A 16,813-nucleotide genomic window follows, 5' to 3' on the forward strand; every position below is an offset into this window, starting at 1 on the left:
GTATGAAAGATATGTACTGAATTATTTTCGGGTTATATTTACCTGCCTGATACCGGCTTTTAATCCAACTACTCAGTTATGTCTTTATCGCGTAAAAACAATTTCTTTTATACCTGCCTGTTCCTGGTTTTCCTGTTCTGCAGTACCGGTTGCAAAAAAGTTAATGAAGGCAATACACCCGAAATAGTAAGTCCGGCGCCCGGTAGGCCATCACAGGTTTCTTTCTGGCTTACTAACCCGGACAAATCGGCTTTGCTTACAGAACAAAGTGCAACCCTGAACTTTACGGCGGCGGCTGCCAGCCAGAATCCCATCATAGAGGTGGACACCACCCAAACGTTCCAGACGACAGATGGCTTTGGCTATACCTTAACAGGCGGGAGCGCTTATGTCCTCAACCGGATGCCGGCAGATGACAGGGCTGCCTTGTTAAACGAGCTTTTTGCTACAGATGATAAAAGTATTGGCGTCAGTTACCTGCGCATAAGTATAGGCGCTTCAGACCTGAATGGTTATGTTTATACTTATGATGACCTGTCGTCGGGAGAAACAGATCCGGAGATGCAGAAATTCAGCCTTTACCACGACAAAGCAGACCTGATTCCTGTGCTGAAAGAAATTCTGGCTCTCAACCCGGACATAAAGATTTTGGGTTCGCCCTGGACGGCGCCGGAATGGATGAAGACAAACCACAGCTATATTGGTGGCAGCCTGAAGCCGGAATATTATGATGCCTATGCTAAATATTTTGTGAAGTATATACAGGCGATGCAGGCCGAAGGTATCCGGATTGATGCCGTTACGCTGCAAAATGAACCGCTAAACCCTAACAATAACCCAAGCATGCTGATGTCGGCAGCAGAGCAGGCTGCCTTTATCAAGCAGAGTGTAGGGCCGGCATTTAAGGCAGCTAACCTCGATACCAAAATCATTTTATATGATCACAATGCGGACAGGGTAGACTATCCGATTACGGTTTTGGATGATCCGGAAGCCAGGCAGTATGTAAATGGATCTGCTTTCCATTTATACGGCGGCAGTATTGATGCGCTGTCGCAGGTGCACGAAGCGTATCCTGACAAAAGCATCTATTTTACCGAGCAGTGGATAGGCGCGCCAGGCAATTTCAGTGCAGATTTATTGTGGCATGTGAAGAACCTGATCATTGGCGCTACCCGGAACTGGAGCCGTAACGTGCTGGAATGGAACCTGGCAGCTAATCCTGATCTGGGGCCTCATACGGATGGCGGCTGCACGCAATGCCTGCCTGCGGTTACGGTTAATAACGATGGTAGTATAATTCGCAACCCGGCATACTACATTATAGCACATGCTTCTAAGTTTGTGCGGCCCGGTGCTGTGCGGATAGCTACTAACATACCTGCGGCTTTGCCCAATGTAGCTTTCAGGAATCCCGATGGCAGCAAGGTACTTATCGTGCTCAATGACGGTACAACGCCCCGGACTTTCGATATAGGCTACCGCGGCCAAGTAGTTACATCTACACTAAAAGGCGGTGCAGTTGGTACTTACGTCTGGTAAGAAGGCGTTGGAAGGGCTTGCTGTATGTTTTAAATGAAGTGTAGTATATCCTAAAAGGAACAGCCGCTGCAAAACATTTGCAGCGGCTGTTCCTTTTAGGAAGTATTAAAAATTACTTCTCAATCATTTTATATACGCGCACATAGTCCACTTCCATTGCTTGTGGAAATACACTAGGGTCAACACCCTGTGCACCACCCCAGTCGCCGCCTACGGCTAAGTTCATCAGCAGGTGGAACTTCTTGTCGAAAGGCCACACGCTGGAGCCTTTGCCTTCGTTAACAAATGTTAATACCAGCTGATCATCGATATAACCTTTGATAGCATAAGGCGTCCAATCTACACGGTACACGTGAAATTCTGTGCTGGCTGTTGGTATTACTTTGCTGTTGCCTCTCTGTGTGTTTAAGCCATGGTTGTAAGCTTCGGTATGCACAGTAATATGTACGTTGTTTTGGTCATACCCCACATGTTCCATAATGTCGATTTCACCGGATTTAGGCCAGCCGCCATAAGCCCAGTCAGTTGGCAGCATCCAGATGGCAGGCCAGGTGCCCTTGCCCGTCGGCAGCTTGGCTTTTACTTCAAACCTGCCGTAAAGGAAGTCGCCTTTGCCTTTGGTCACCAGCCTGGCAGAGGAATACTCTCGTCCGTTTATATTTTCTTTGCGGGCTGTTATAGATAGCTTTCCGTTGGCTACACTTGCATTTTTTTCGCTGTCGGTGTAGTACTCCAACTCATTGTTGCCCCAGCCGTCTCCGCCTATGTCATACCCCCATTTTGCTGGGTTGGGTACGCCGGTATAATCAAACTCGTCTGCCCAGACCGGCGTGGTTTCAAATGTCCAGTTCTTATCTACAGGCGGTCCCTGCGGTTTGGGAGTAGGAGCAGGAGGTAGTTCGGGCTCCCCGTTGCCTGCGCAGGAGGCGAAAGTAAGCATAGGAACAAGCATGGCCGCTACAACAAGCGACATGTGTATTTTACTGGTTCTGATTAAATCCATGATGATGGTGTTAGATTTAACCGGCAACAGGCTTCATGCTAGATAACGTTCCTGAAGTGTTGCCGGGAGTTAAGAAAAGGGATAAACAAAAAAGCCAGAGCCTGCTCAGGCCCTGGCTTTTTTGTAAGTTGTTATTCTTCTAATCTGAAATCATCGAGAAAGAAAATACCGGGAATAAAGTTTCCTTCGCCACCTACCTGGATAACAATTCTGTCCAGGTCTTTTCTGTTGATGACATCGGCAGCACTAAAGTCAAAGGTCAGTTCTACCCATCTGTCCAACTGGTCAACCTGCTGTTTAATTTCTACCTGATTTACCCAAGGCTGAGCCGAAGTGCCATCCTGCAGTTTTATAGATACTTGTTTCAGCAGATTCTTGTTGGCCCAGTCTTCGCCCAAAGCAGTCGTAAAATCGTTGTAGCTGGGCACGTATACTTTAATTTTGAAAGTATGGCGCTGTGTAAGGTCGAATTTGTAAGCAAAATCGGCAAACATGTTGGCAAACTCAAATGGCTGTCCTTCCTGCTTCACATACATGGCCACTTTGGCAGAAGTATTGATGGGAACCGGCGCAGGATTATCGTAATTTTCTTCTAAAGTCAGGGCCTCTTTCTTCCAGGTTACATTTCCCTCTTCATCGAAGTTGTCGTAGATGTCTTCCATCTTGTATGGCTTCGGTTCAACGGGTCTGCTGTAACCTTTGGGCACCAGGCGCAACCACCAGCCATTGGCTGCGTTGGCGGCATCAGTTGTTTTAAGGTATAGCTCATTTTCTGTCAGCTTCAGAATTTCGTAGCGTGAGGCGCCAGTGTAATAAGCGATAAAACCGTCTTTAGAAATATCCAGGTACTTCTTGCCATTTTCCTCCACAATGCTCCAGGTCATGTCTGTTGGCGGAGTGTAGGATAAAGTATAATCGGCACTCTGTGCTGTTCCACCTAAGCCTGCTGCGTTCGAGCCATTTACAAACGTATCGCCGTTGTTGTTGTAAGTATAAGCAAAGCCATTCAGGTTAAAGGTCATCTCATCATCGTAAATGCCTTCAGCTGCTTTATCGTTTGCCGGCGCAGACCACCATTCAGGCGTTGCAGCGGCAATAGGGCCTACTCCCATGTGGCCGGGATAATCTTTTTCTACCACCCACGTTTTGCCATCTGCATCTGCAGCACCACCTGTTAAGAAGTTGTAATCCTCCCTGTTCAGCATCGATACGTCGGTGTTTTCTATGTGTATCGTTTTGGTGTTCGTAGCATAACCACCATCGGTAAAGATGGTGAGTTTAATGGTATAATCACCTGCAACAGCATAAGAGCCGGTTACCTGTTCGCCTACTGCTGTTGCGCCATTGCCCAGGTCCCACATGGCTTTCATGGTGCCAGGCGTTTGATTGGTGAAGTTAAAGACATTGGGATTATCGGCACTGGGGGTAGCGGTGAACTGTACCATTTCCGAAGTAGGTGCCGGGCCAAGCTCGGCATCCGAATCATCAGGGCTACAAGCGGTTGCAAAACCGATAAATAGCGCCATATAGAAGTAGCTGGAAATATTTCTTATAAACTTCATAAATTCTTTATTAAGATTAATAGCCTGGATTTTGAACAAGCTTTGTATTGTTTAACTCTACCAGCGGGATAGGCAATATTTCGTGCTTGCCGGCTACAAAGCCCATAGGAGCCAGTACGGTTGAGGCTCTGCCTGTGCGTACAAGGTCATACCAGCGATGCCCTTCTGTTGCCAGCTCTAGACGCCTTTCTTTGTAGACATTATCCAGCGTGGCCGCTACCGGCGCGAGGCCAACACGGGCGCGAACGGCATTCAGTAAAGCAGCTGCTCTTTCCAGGTTACCTCCGCTTTGTATCAGCGCCTCTGCTTCCATCAGGTAAGTATCGGCCAGGCGAATCTCAATGTAATCGTTCGGGTAGTTTAAGACTGCATCGCCGCCGCCTGTGCTCAGCCATTTTGTTTTGGGGGCATACTTCTCAATAAAGTATCCTGTATTCTGATAACCCTTTTCGTAAGTGGCGCTGCCCGCTTCTGCTATACTATCGATGTTGGCAACAGTAAACTTGTAGCGCGGATCCGGTTTAATTGCATTTACCAGGTCAAGTGTAAGTGGGTTAAAGCCCCATCCAGCCTCATAAATCGGGCCTGCATAGCCCCTGGGGCCAAACATTTGTACCCCTACATTACCTTCGAAGTTGGGCCAGCTGCCCCAGCCGCCATTGGCTACAGAAGTATGAACAATCTCGAGGATGGACTCGCTGTTGAACTTATTATCAGGGCTGAAAATAGCGCCATAGTTATCCAGCAGTTTATAACCATACTGACTTGTGGCGCCAGGCTCTCCGTTTACGTCTTTGAGCTGGTTTGCAGCATCAGCCCATTTCTCCTCGTAAAGGTATACTTTCCCCAGCAGGGCTTTTCCAGTACCCTGCGTTGCACGTCCGCCTTCGGTTGCGGCCGGAACAGTGGTCGGCAGATCAGGTATGGCTTCAGTTAAATCCTTTTCGATTTGCGCATATACCTCCTCCGGGCTAGCCTGGGTTACGTTGTAGATCTCCTCTGTGGAGAGCGGCGCTGTAAAGAGCGGTACATTCTTGAACAGGCGCACCAAGTCAAAGTAATAATATGCCCGCAGGAACTTTGCTTCGGCTATATACCTTGCTGTGGTGGCTTCGTCTAAGCCGGGAATTCCGGCCTGAAGCTTTGCAAGCAGCGTGTTTGCCCTTGAAACGCCGGTGAAGTTCCTGTCCCAGAATTCTTCCTGCGGGCCCACGGCAGGGTCTAATGTATAGTTATTCCATACCTGCCAGGTATTCATGTCTGATGAGCTTCCGCCACCTGCATAGGCATCATCAGAAGCAGCATTAATTGCACCAACGTTGTGGTAAGTAGTTCCTGCTTCCCAGCCTAGGGGATCATAAGCAGCTACAAGGCCGGCAAATGCCTCTTCCGGATTCTTATAATAAGTCGATTCTAAAACAGTGCCCCGTGGGTCTACTTCCAGATAATCTTTGTCGCAGGAGCTCAGTAATGGGAGCCCGAGCGCGAAAATTGCTAAATATTTGATGTATCTACTTTTCATTTCACAAAGTTTAAAATATTAAAATCCAACATTTACGCCTAACAGGAACGAGCGCGACTGTGGGTAAAATGCACGGTCGATGCCAAGGCTGCCGCCGCCAATTTCAGGGTCATATCCGGTATATTCTGTAAACGTTATCAGGTTATTGCTGCTGGCATAAACGCGCAGCCGCTGCATGTGCATCCTGTCTGTAAGTGCCTGTGGCAAAGTATAACCCAACTGAAGCGTCTTGATTCTGAAATAGTCGCCGTCTTCGAGGTAAAAATCAGAAGGATTGGTAAAGTTATCGTTCGTATCGTCGGTAGTAAGCCTTGGGAAGGTATTAGAGGTACCTTCGCCAGTCCAGCGGTTTAGGGCTGCTCTCTGGAAGTTGGCAGAAGGTATATCCAGACGGCGTAATCCCTGGAAGATTTTGTTGCCGGCTACACCTTGCCCGAATACCAGGAGGTCAAAGCTCTTCCAGGAGGCGTTCAGTGTAATGCCATAGGTCCAGTCCGGAAGCGGGCTGCCAAGGTAAGTACGGTCGCTGGCATCAATGGTGCCGTCGTTGTTCATGTCGGCCCATCGGAAATCACCGGGTTTGGCATCTGGCTGAATTACTTTTCCTTCGCTGTTGGTATAGTTTGCTATGTCTTCCTGGTTCTGGAAAATACCAAGTGTCTTAAAACCATAGAAAGCGCCAACCGGCTGCCCTACAGCTGTACGGGTAAGCGGGTAAGCAATATTCTGAACACCGGCACCTCCATCTAAGAATTCTTTACCTTCGCCCAGGTAAGTAACTTCGTTTTGCAGGTAGGCCACGTTACCGTTTATACGGAAATTAATTTCACCAATTTGCTTGCCATAACCCAGTTCCAGTTCCACGCCCTGGTTTTTCATATCGGCCACGTTGCCAAAGGGCTGTCCTGTTGCTCCTACGTAACCGGGTAGCTGGATTGGCTGCAAAATGCCTGTGGTTACTTTGTTGTACCAGTCGAAAGTCAGATTGAAGTCCTGAAAAATGGTTGCCTCAAAGCCAAAGTTGGTCTGGCTCGTTTCCTCCCATTTCAGATCCGGGTTTGCCGGCGCATTGGGGCTGTAGCCTATGTAATAATAGTCGTTACCGAAAGTATAGTTTCTGCCGGAGCCTACAGTAGATACATACCTGAAGTTATCGATGGCATCGTTACCAACCACACCGTAGGAACCACGAATTTTCAGGAAATTAACTACCTCGTTAGATGGCCAGAAGTTTTCGCGTGAGGCTACCCAACCCACAGAAGCAGAAGGGAAATAACCATACTTGTTATTGGCGCCAAATCTGGAGGAGCCGTCGCGTCTGATAATACCGGTGAACAGGTATTTCTCATCGTAATCATAGGTAACACGGCCAAACAGAGAGCTGATGGTGTGTTCTATACCTTCGTAGGCATCAGCAACTCTGTTAGCTGTCGGAACTTTTAAGTTAAAAGAAGCTTCCTCAAAGCTGTTAGCCGGTATATTCGTGAAAGAGATGTTAATACCACTGGTATTACCGTCTTTATAAGCACCCTGGCCCAGCAGAACAGTGAAATTATGCTTGTTAATAGAACGGGTATAGGAAGCAATGTTCTCGATGTTATAATCGAAACCCATGTTTCTGTCGCGGTTAAAGGCCGTTTGCACGCTTGAGGAGGCTGCATTCAGGTAATAAACCGGCCGGAAACTTTCGCCACCCCAGTAAGCCAGCTTGGCGCCAAGGGTTGATCGGAATTTCAGTCCCGTTATTGGTTCTACCTCTGCAAAAACATTACCTACAAAGTTGTCTGACCAGCCATAGTTGCCCAGTTGCGTCTGGATATAAGCCAATGGGTTTGTCATTTCCTGCTGCACTGTTGTAGAAATACCGTAGGGGTAACCCTGTGCATTTCTGATAACCGGCTGGCTATTATATACGCTTCCCGGATCTTCCAGTATAGCCGGGTCTGTGATGAGCGCAGGCGTAACCGGATCTAGGTTGATGGCTGAGCTTAGCGGGCCGCCAAACTCGCTGTTTGTGTTCAGGCCGCCCTGGCTTTTGATGTGAGAATAGCCCAGATTTTGCCCTACTGTAATCCACTTCGCTAATTTATGGGTTGAGTTCAGGCGAATATTATACCTTTTATAGTTGGATATCTGAGGAGCTACGATGCCTTCCTGATCCAGATAGCCGAAAGAAGTATAGAAAGTGGATTTGTCGTTGCCGCCGCTTATACTTAGTTCGTGGTTCTGGATGCGGGCGTCTTCTTCAAAAACAATGTCCTGCCAGTCGGTGCCCTCGCCTAACGAACGGGGATCAGGATATATGATAGGGCCACCATTGGCTATGGAAGCCTCGTTCCGCAGTGTGGCATACTCCGTTGCATTCAGCAAATCCAGTTTGCGTACGGGCGCCTGCGTGCCATAGTAAGCGTTATAGTTTACGCGTATGCCGCCTTCCTGACCTTTCTTGGTTGTTACCAGAATTACGCCGGCAGCGCCACGTGTGCCATATATAGCTGCCGATGCCGCATCTTTTAGCACCTCGATAGAGGCAATATCCGCCTGGTTCAGGTAATCAATTCCGCCATTTATAATAACGCCATCCACTACGTACAGCGGGTCGTTGCTATTCAGCGTCGTAATGCCTCTGACACGCACTGTTGCAGAAGCGCCCGGCGCGCCGGAACTGCTAACAACCGTTACGCCAGAGGTTCTTCCCTGCAAGGCCTGCTCTACGCGGGTTACCTGCTGGTTCTCGATATCGCTGGCTGTAACGTTGGATATGGCTCCGGTGACCACACTTTTCTTCTGTGTACCATAACCTACCACCACTACTTCTTCCAAGGCTTTGGCGTCTGTTTGCAGCGTGATGTTGATGACAGAGCGGTCGTTAATCGGTACTTCCTGTGTTAAGAAACCGATATAAGAAACCACCAGCGTACCGCCTTCATCCGGAACGGTAATGGAATACGCTCCATTAACATTGGTGATGGCGCCGGTTGTAGAGCCTTTCAGGGCAACGCTTGCTCCAATTAAAGGCTCTCCCTGCTCAGAAGTGACTTTTCCTGTAACCGTAACAGCATATCTGCTGTGAATGGATAAAGGGAGCGGATTTGCCTGGGCAACTGTACTATAGCAACTCGCTGCTATAGTACAGTTCATGGCTAAGTATAAAAATTTCTTCATAAGTATTGTACTGGATTATAATTATAATAGTGGAAAGTGATACTGTAGTTAAGGTTGGATATTTGTAATTTCTGAAGAGAAAGCTCTTATACATTTAGCGCATAAGAAGAGAATCCGGACTATAAAACAATATAGCTGCGCATGATAAAAAGATATTTGCATGTATAAGACTTGATGTAGTCGCCCGATATACGGCTAACTAAAATTAAAACGTAATAGGTTTAAAATTAATGTTAGAAGGAGCTAAAAAATCTCTTTTCAGCTGTTAAATTCTGCGTTTGTTATTTCTAGTGTAAGTGAGTGCGTACTTTAACCTTTATGGAGCGCAAATATCCGCTTTTTTTGTGGCTTTTGCTACAGGTTTCTATGTTAAACTTTTAATAAAACTTTATAAAATCAGCAGGCAGCCTAACCGGAAATAATAGTAGGAGATAGGGTAGTAGGTTCCGGCCTCGTATGCTGAAAATTATAGGGGTAGGTTAATGGCTAAACCCGATCGGTTATGACAAGGCGGACGTGGAAAAAAGCTGATTGGTAAATATAAATTCAGCTCGAAAGAACTATATAACTCAAGTTGCGAGTTAGTCGATGATTTGATTTAAGGTATAGGCGAAGATAAAGAGTATTAGTTTTAGGATAAAGCCTTGTGGTGTGACGGCGTGTATTTTCTTTGGGAAGAAACTGGTAATGCCACTGAAGGTCGTCTCGATGCGCTTTCGGTAGTGATCTTTGAGAAAAACTATGTGCAATTCATCCGCTCTCTTGCTGTTTGATTTGCGGCAACAGCGCAGTTCAATCTGCTCACATGCTTCCAGCAGGTCCTCCACCTCATAGCAGGTGTAGGCGGCATCGGCGTAGAGCTGGCTGCCGGCAGGTAAGTCCAGGGGCATGGCCTTGAAGGCGGTGATGTCGACGAAGGCGCCGGCATGGATGTAGAACTGGACGGGCAGCCCCTGATCAGTGGTAATGACCTGAACGCGGAAGCCGTAGAAGTAGCACCGCTTGCTGACGCATTTGCCCCGGTAGGCTTCTCCTTGCAGCAGGTGCGAGCGGGCAATGCGGATGTTGTCGCACACGGACACGGGGAAGGAGTCGATTAGGTAGCGGCAAGAGGTGTTGAGCTGCTTGATGCTTCGGCCCATGGTGCTCTTTCATATAGCAGCAGGCGGAGTGGAGGTTGCCGTGGAAGTAGCGGGCCGAGAGCAGGGCGGTGGTGAGCAGCTCAGCATCGCTTATTTTACAAGGAGCATCATCTTTTCTGCCGATAGCAAGAAAGAAATCGTCTATAAAGCAGTATATGGTAATGGTCTGTTCTGTCATGGCTGTTGCATTTTAAGAGTTCGCAAACTTTAAAACGCATGGCGGCCACTGGCAGAACAGATTTTTTGTTGTAAACCGCCTGGTGTATCACGCAACTTGAGTTATATAAGGAATGTAGTGCAGGTAACAGGTAGTGAAATAAAATGGCACCACATAAGCCAAAAAGGCTGCCCCTTTAAACCAGGACAGCCTTTTTATACTTGGATTGTGCAGCAGCCTTATTTCATATTATGGTATACTGCCTGCACATCATCGTCTTCCTCAAATCGCTCTATCAGGCCCATCACTTCCTCTTCCTGTTCTTCTGTCAGTTCGGTGGTGGTAGTAGGTATGCGCTGCAGATCTGCACTGATTACGTTCAGGCCTTTCTCTTCCAGCGCTTTTTGCATGGCACCGAAATCAGTGAAAGCGGTTTCGATAATAATTTCACCTTCGTGCTCGTAAATATCCTGAGCGCCGAAATCTATCAGGTCCAGCTCTAGTTCTTCTACATCCAAGCCTTCGGCATCAACTTTAAAAATGCCCCTGCGCTCGAACATAAAGTCCAGGGAACCGGTTTTGCCCAGCGAGCCGCCGCCTTTAGAGAAGTGCATGCGTACGTTGGCCACAGTGCGGTTCAGGTTATCGGTGGCGCATTCTATTACTACGGCAATGCCATGCGGGCCATACCCTTCATACACAATTTCCTCGTAGTCTTTCTCTTCTTTGGAGGAGGCGCGTTTGATGGCCGCTTCAATACGGTCTTTGGGCATGTTTACGCCTTTCGCATTCTGAATAGCGGTGCGGAGGCGGGAGTTGGTATCAGGACTGGGGCCGCTTTCCTTTACAGCCATTACAATTTCTTTGCCCAGGCGCGTAAAGGCCTTCGACATTTTGTCCCAACGTTTAAATTTACGGGCTTTTCTAAATTCAAATGCGCGTCCCATAGTGTCTGGTTAAGTAGGTATACTGCAAAGTTAGGCAGCTTACGCGTAAATTGGTAGTGCGGGTGGCAAATTCGTTTTTTGTTGATCGTTATTCGTTTATCGTTGGGTCGGGGCTAATGTAGCTGTAACAGACACGCGCGGGAGTTGCGCTCAAAAATAAAACGAAGCCTCCAGCCACTTGCCAATGAAAAATGAACAACTACTTCCTTGCTGTTGGATGAAAATCCGTAATGTGCAGGTGGTGCTGGCAGAAGCTGTATTCGTGGGCGATGTTGGAGCCAACGATGATAAGTCGGCTTTCGTTATGCTGGGTTACATGTTCCTGGTACCAGGAAATGCCTTCCTGATCCAGATTGGTGGTAGGCTCGTCGAGCAGCAGGAGGGGGGTATCAGAGTAGATGGCCAGCCCCAACTTGAGGCGCTGTTTCATGCCGGAAGAAAAATCCTTGACATACTTGTTTCTGGCGCGCTGCAAACCCATCCGGTCTATCAGCTGAACCTGCGACAGGTTGTGGCGCAGCGGTTTAAAACGGGTGTGAAAATTCAGCATTTCGGCCAGGGTAAACTCCTCCACCAGTTCTAAGTATGGCGCCGTGAGCGAAAGCTGTTGGTATACTTTGTCCTGTTCTATAATTTTGCTGCCCGAAGTATAAGTAATTGTTCCTTCGCTGTGCAGATTATAGCCTGCTACCACTGTAAGCAACGTTGATTTGCCGGAGCCATTGTGCCCCAATATGGCATAAGAGCTGCCGGGCTCAAACGTATAGGTCAGGTTCCGGAAGATCCACTCGTAATTATAGCGTTTACCTAAGTTCGTTAGGTTAATTTGCATCTTTGCTGAAATAGCTCCTGATAATACCACGGCCCGAACTGCGCAGGAAGTTGGTCACTTCGTCGCGCTCGCGGCTAGGCGGCAGATCCAGTTCAATGGTGTCGAGGGCCTGGGTATTGTTGAGGCCGCTCATAAACAGGATACGGTATATTTGCTGGATTTCGTTGATTTGCTCACTGCCAAAGCCTCTGCGGCGCATCCCCACTGAGTTTACACCGGCGTAGGAGAGTGGTTCGCGGGCGGCTTTCACAAATGGCGGCACATCTTTGAGCACATGTGAGCCGCCGGAGATAAAAGCATGTGCACCTATCTTCACAAACTGGTGCACGGCGCTTGTTGCACTTATAATAGCATAATCGCCTATTTCTACATGGCCTGCCATCTGCACCGCATTACCGATGATGCAGCTGTTGCCAACCGTGCAATCGTGTGCTACGTGGGCGTAGGCCATCACCAGGCAGTTACTGCCTATCACAGTCTTCATCTTGTCGATGGTGCCGCGGCTCACGGTTACGAACTCACGGATAACGGTATTATCGCCTACATAAGTGGTAGTTACCTCACCGGCAAATTTCAAATCCTGCGGTACAGAGGAAACAACGGCTCCCGGAAAAATTTTGCAGTTCCGGCCGATGCGCGCACCTTCCATGATCACGGCGTTAGAACCTATCCAGGTACCTTCTCCGATCTCAACATTCTTGTGTATGGTAACAAATGGTTCTACAACCACATTCTGGGCGATTTTTGCCTCCGGGTGGATGTATGCTAATGGTTGGTTCATGCGTCTTTTTTTACGATGCTGGCCGACATTTCCGCTTCCATCACCAGCTGGCCGGCCACAAAAGCCTGGCCGCTCATTTTAGCAATACCGCGCTTTACGGGTGCCAGCAGTTCACATTTAAAAATGATGGTATCGCCCGGCACCACCTTGCGTTTGAAACGGCATTTATCGATACCCAGGAAATAAGTCCAGTAATCCTCCGGGTTCTCTACGGTGTTCAGCACCAGAATGCCGCCGGTTTGTGCCATGGCCTCAATCTGGATGATGCCGGGCAGCACGGGATTGCCCGGAAAATGGCCTTGAAAGAAGGGCTCATTCATGGTTATGTTTTTAACACCCGTAACGGTGGTTTCGTCCAGGTGGATGATTTTATCTATCAGCAGGAATGGATACCGGTGCGGCAGTGTGGCCGCAATCTGGTTAATATCCATTACCGGCGGCTTTTTAGGATCATAGGTCGGCACATTTTTAATGGCGGCCTCCTGGATCAGCTTTTTCACCTTTCGGGCAAAAGCCACGTTGGCGGCATGGCCAGGGCGGGCAGCCAGGATCTGGCCTTTAATCGGGCGTCCGATGAGGGCTAAATCACCAATCAGATCGAGTAGTTTGTGACGTGCCGGTTCGTTTTTAAAGCGCAGTTCTGTGTTGTTGAGTACGCCTTCTTCTTTTATTTCTACTTTCGGTTTCTGCAGCAGCTCCGACAAGTGTGCCAGTTCTTCTTCCTGCACTACGCGGTCTACAATTACGATAGCATTGTCCAGGTCACCGCCTTTTATCAGGTTTTGCTTATACAATGCCTCCAGCTCGTGCAAAAACACAAAAGTACGGCAGGGGGCAATCTCATCTACAAACTGGTTGATATTGGTAATGGAAGCATGCTGGCTGCCTAACACCGGCGAATTATAGTCAACCATGGCTGTGAGGCGGTAGTCGTCGAGGGGCAGGCCGGCAATCTCCACGCCACGGCTCTCGTCTATGTAGCTGATGCCTTTGGGTATCTCGAAGTAGTTGCGCAGCGCATTCTGCTCCTGCAGGCCCACGCTTTGCAGCGCCTTCACGAACTCGATGGAAGAACCGTCCATAATGGGAGGTTCGGGGCCGTCAAGCTCAATCAATACATTATCGATTTGCAGGCCTACCAAAGCGGCCAGCGTATGCTCCACGGTGTTTACGCGGGCGCCGTTCTGCTCCAGCGTTGTGCCGCGCGAGAGATCCACCACATTGTCTACATCGGCTGCCACTACCGGCTGGCCAGGCAGATCGATGCGCTGAAATTTATATCCATGATTGGCAGCGGCGGGCTTAAACGTCATGTTCGAGGCCACTCCTGTATGCAATCCAATGCCCGATATGGTAACCGGAGCTTTTATGGTATGCTGTTTATCGTTCATTCACGTATTGTGTAGTCGTGTTAAGAGCTTTTGGATAGCAACAGCGGCCAGCCTTGTTCTGCTACTGTTGTTGCCTGCTGGCTACCAGGCAGGTGGTCCTTTGCGCCTGCAAACATAAGGTTTTTATACTTGGCGCGGGCACTTTTATTTTTGCGTTGCCGCCGCAGGCAAGTATAAGGTTTTATCAGGTAATTAGATGTTAGACATTGGATATCAGACCTGTATCTCTCTAACTTATACTTTTTCTTTAAGCATTTCCAGGTCGCGTTGTAGTTCCGGCAATTTACGGAAAACGGTCATGGCGCGCAGGTTTTGCTTGTAATCAAAGGCCGGCGAGCCCTGTATGATAGTACCTGTTTCCTTCACCGATTTAGAAACACCCGACTGCGCTCCGACTGTTGTTTTATCGGCAAGGCTGATGTGCCCCACAATGCCTGCCTGCCCGGCAATAACGCAATAGTCGCCGAGTTTAGCGGAGCCGGAGATACCTGCCTGCGCAGCTATAACCGTGTGCTGGCCTACCTCTACGTTGTGCGCTAACTGTACCAGGTTGTCAATTTTGCTGCCCCGGCGGATAATGGTAGAACCCATCGTGGCGCAGTCGATAGTTGTATTAGCGCCTATCGACACATCATCCTCCAGCACCACGTTGCCAATCTGCGGAATGGCTTTGTAGCTGCCATCCGGCTGTGGCGCGAAGCCAAAGCCGTCGCTGCCCAGCACCGCCCCGGCATGAATGGTGCAGCTGCTACCTACAACGGTGTTGGTATATAGTTTGGCGCCTGCAAAAATGGTGGTATTGTCGCCGATTTGCACATTGTCGCCAATGTATACCTGCGGAAAAATACGCACGTTCTCACCAATTGTACAATTCTGGCCGATATACGAAAAGGCGCCACGATAATGCCCTGCTCCAATCTGGCTGCCAGCGCCTATGTAAGCTGGCTCCTCTACGCCAACTTTAGATGCAATCAGGGCCGTCTGATAATAGTGCAGCAGCACCGAAAAACTGGTATAGGGATCTGCAACCCGGATAAGTGCAGCAGCAACCGGCTTTTTGAGCTCAAGTTTGTCTGAAACAATTACTGCACTGGCGCCTGAAGTATAAAGAAAAGGTTCGTATTTGGGATTGGACAGAAATGCAAGAGCACCTGTCCGGGCCTCCTCTATTTTAGCTAAAGTGCTGACCCTGACAGAATTGTTTCCCTCTACAGTGCCCTGTAGCAGGTCCGCTATCTGTTGAACAGTGAATTCCATCTTGTAAAATTAGAGCAAAAACTTAAAAGTGCTAATGCTATGAGGATGCAAACATACTAAAAAGTTACCTGACTAGGATTGCCAATCAGGATTTTTGGGATTCCGCGGATTGTATGATTTCTGAAGCTGTTAAAATATTGCGCCTGATACTTTAACAGCTTCAGGCAAATTTGTTTGGTATACTTCCAAATTATATAAGGCTATCTGGTATGGAAGCTGGTCATATAATCTCACAATTTTAAATAATCCCGGTCAGGGTGCAGGTCATCAGTGTGCTACCTCTTTGGGGTAACATACATAATACTTTTCCACCTTGTTGCTCAGCGCCCTGATGTTGGGCAAATCCGACGCCTCGGCCACATCAACTACATAACCGGTTTTAGTCAGGATTTCGATCGATTCGCCCTCCACCTGGTAAGCGTTGTTGCTAATTTTGCCGGATATCATCAGGTATTTTATATCTTCTTCCTGAATTTTAAAATGCTCCTGCACCAGTTCGCTGATGCCCAGCAGCAAATCCTCTTCAATGGGTTTGGTAGCGATAACGACTTTAAACAGGCGACGGTTCAGGATACTGTTAGCCAGGTACGAAAGTATAAAATCAGGGTGCGAGGCCCACTGCTTAATGCCGCTCCATATGTCGTGGTCGTCCAGGCGCACGAAGCGTTCCAGAATGCTGTTGTCGCGCTCAAAATCTGATATAGTCAGGTCGGAGGACAGGAAAAATTTAAGACAGGGGCTGGCCGGCACATCTATACCTTGCTGCAGTAACTGGCGCGCCCGCTGCACTACGCGCAGCACCATGTTCTCGGCACTGATAACGGTTTTGTGCAGGTATACCTGCCAGTACATCAGGCGGCGGCTTACCAGGAAATTTTCTATACTATAAATAGCCTTCTCCTCTACTACCAGCTTGTCATTGGCTACGTCCAGCATCTTAATAATGCGATCAGCACCAATTTTGCCTTCATACACGCCGGTATAAAAGCTGTCGCGGTTCAGGTAATCGAGTCGATCTACATCCAACTGGCTCGAAACGAGCTGGTGAAAGAAGTTTCGGGCGTACGTGCCTTTAAATATGTTTATCGCCAGTGCTAATTTCCCGCCGAATGCTTCGTTGAGCATGTGCATGATGTGGAGCGAAAGCTGCTCGTGGTGCACATTTTTGAAAATGGCGGTTTCCAGCGCATGGGAGAAAGGACCGTGGCCGATGTCGTGCAGCAGGATGGCAATCAGCGATGCCTCCAGTTCGGTGTCAGAAATTTCGTTATTTTTACTTTTCAGCGTGTTCAGGGCCGTTTCCATCAGATGCATGGCCCCCAGCGCATGATGAAAACGCGTGTGGAGCGCACCCGGATATACCATTTCGGTCAGGCCTAGCTGCTTGATGCGGCGCAGGCGCTGGAAGTATGGATGCTCTATTATATCAAAAACCAGGTCAGACGGAACGGTGATAAAGCCGTAAACAGGGTCGTTGAAGATCTTTTTCTTGTTCACCTATTTAATTGCTAA

At 48.4% G+C, this 16,813-nt stretch carries 11 protein-coding genes and 1 pseudogene; 1 reads left to right on the forward strand and 11 read right to left on the reverse strand.

What is annotated here, in order from left to right:
- The first annotated feature begins 78 nt into the window (after positions 1-78).
- A complete protein-coding gene (locus I2I11_RS04355) occupies positions 79-1,542 on the forward strand; it encodes a glycoside hydrolase family 30 protein (protein WP_196266407.1) in 1,464 nt (487 codons plus the stop codon).
- Between the two features lie 112 nt (positions 1,543-1,654).
- On the opposite strand, the gene I2I11_RS04360 is transcribed toward I2I11_RS04355, so the two are convergent.
- From I2I11_RS04360 to I2I11_RS04410, 11 genes and pseudogenes are all read right to left on the reverse strand, one after another.
- Entirely contained in the window at positions 1,655-2,545 is an 891-nt protein-coding gene (locus I2I11_RS04360; protein ID WP_230679871.1) for a glycoside hydrolase family 16 protein, read from the reverse strand.
- Between the two features lie 131 nt (positions 2,546-2,676).
- Positions 2,677-4,107, reverse strand: a complete 1,431-nt coding sequence (locus I2I11_RS04365; RefSeq protein ID WP_196266408.1) for a PKD domain-containing protein — start codon at positions 4,105-4,107, stop codon at positions 2,677-2,679.
- Positions 4,108-4,123: 16 nt separating this feature from the next.
- A complete protein-coding gene (locus I2I11_RS04370; protein WP_196266409.1) occupies positions 4,124-5,629 on the reverse strand; it encodes a RagB/SusD family nutrient uptake outer membrane protein in 1,506 nt (501 codons plus the stop codon).
- A gap of 18 nt (positions 5,630-5,647) precedes the next feature.
- A complete protein-coding gene (locus tag I2I11_RS04375) occupies positions 5,648-8,794 on the reverse strand; it encodes a SusC/RagA family TonB-linked outer membrane protein (RefSeq protein WP_230679872.1) in 3,147 nt (1,048 codons plus the stop codon).
- Between the two features lie 581 nt (positions 8,795-9,375).
- Positions 9,376-10,114 (reverse strand): annotated as a pseudogene (locus tag I2I11_RS04380) (IS982 family transposase).
- Positions 10,115-10,332: 218 nt separating this feature from the next.
- A complete protein-coding gene (locus tag I2I11_RS04385) occupies positions 10,333-11,040 on the reverse strand; it encodes a YebC/PmpR family DNA-binding transcriptional regulator (protein WP_196266410.1) in 708 nt (235 codons plus the stop codon).
- 199 nt (positions 11,041-11,239) lie between these two features.
- The gene (locus tag I2I11_RS04390; protein ID WP_196266411.1) at positions 11,240-11,872 is read right to left on the reverse strand and encodes an ABC transporter ATP-binding protein; all 633 of its coding nucleotides are present in this window, start codon (positions 11,870-11,872) and stop codon (positions 11,240-11,242) included.
- Positions 11,862-12,653, reverse strand: coding sequence for an acyl-ACP--UDP-N-acetylglucosamine O-acyltransferase (lpxA, locus tag I2I11_RS04395; RefSeq protein ID WP_196266412.1), 792 nt, complete (start codon positions 12,651-12,653; stop codon positions 11,862-11,864). The genes I2I11_RS04390 and lpxA overlap by 11 nt, the downstream gene beginning before the upstream one ends.
- Positions 12,650-14,044, reverse strand: a complete 1,395-nt coding sequence (locus I2I11_RS04400) for a bifunctional UDP-3-O-[3-hydroxymyristoyl] N-acetylglucosamine deacetylase/3-hydroxyacyl-ACP dehydratase (protein ID WP_196266413.1) — start codon at positions 14,042-14,044, stop codon at positions 12,650-12,652. The genes lpxA and I2I11_RS04400 overlap by 4 nt, the downstream gene beginning before the upstream one ends.
- A gap of 234 nt (positions 14,045-14,278) precedes the next feature.
- On the reverse strand, positions 14,279-15,301 hold the full coding sequence (gene lpxD, locus I2I11_RS04405; RefSeq protein ID WP_196266414.1) for a UDP-3-O-(3-hydroxymyristoyl)glucosamine N-acyltransferase: 1,023 nt from the start codon (positions 15,299-15,301) through the stop codon (positions 14,279-14,281).
- A 267-nt stretch (positions 15,302-15,568) separates the two neighbouring features.
- Positions 15,569-16,798 carry an HD domain-containing protein gene (locus tag I2I11_RS04410; RefSeq protein ID WP_196266415.1) on the reverse strand — a complete coding sequence of 410 codons (1,230 nt, stop codon included), beginning with the start codon at positions 16,796-16,798 and terminating at the stop codon, positions 15,569-15,571.
- Positions 16,799-16,813: the final 15 nt, after the last annotated feature.

The organism is Pontibacter rufus, from assembly GCF_015694705.1.
Classification (GTDB): Bacteria; Bacteroidota; Bacteroidia; order Cytophagales; family Hymenobacteraceae; genus Pontibacter; species Pontibacter rufus.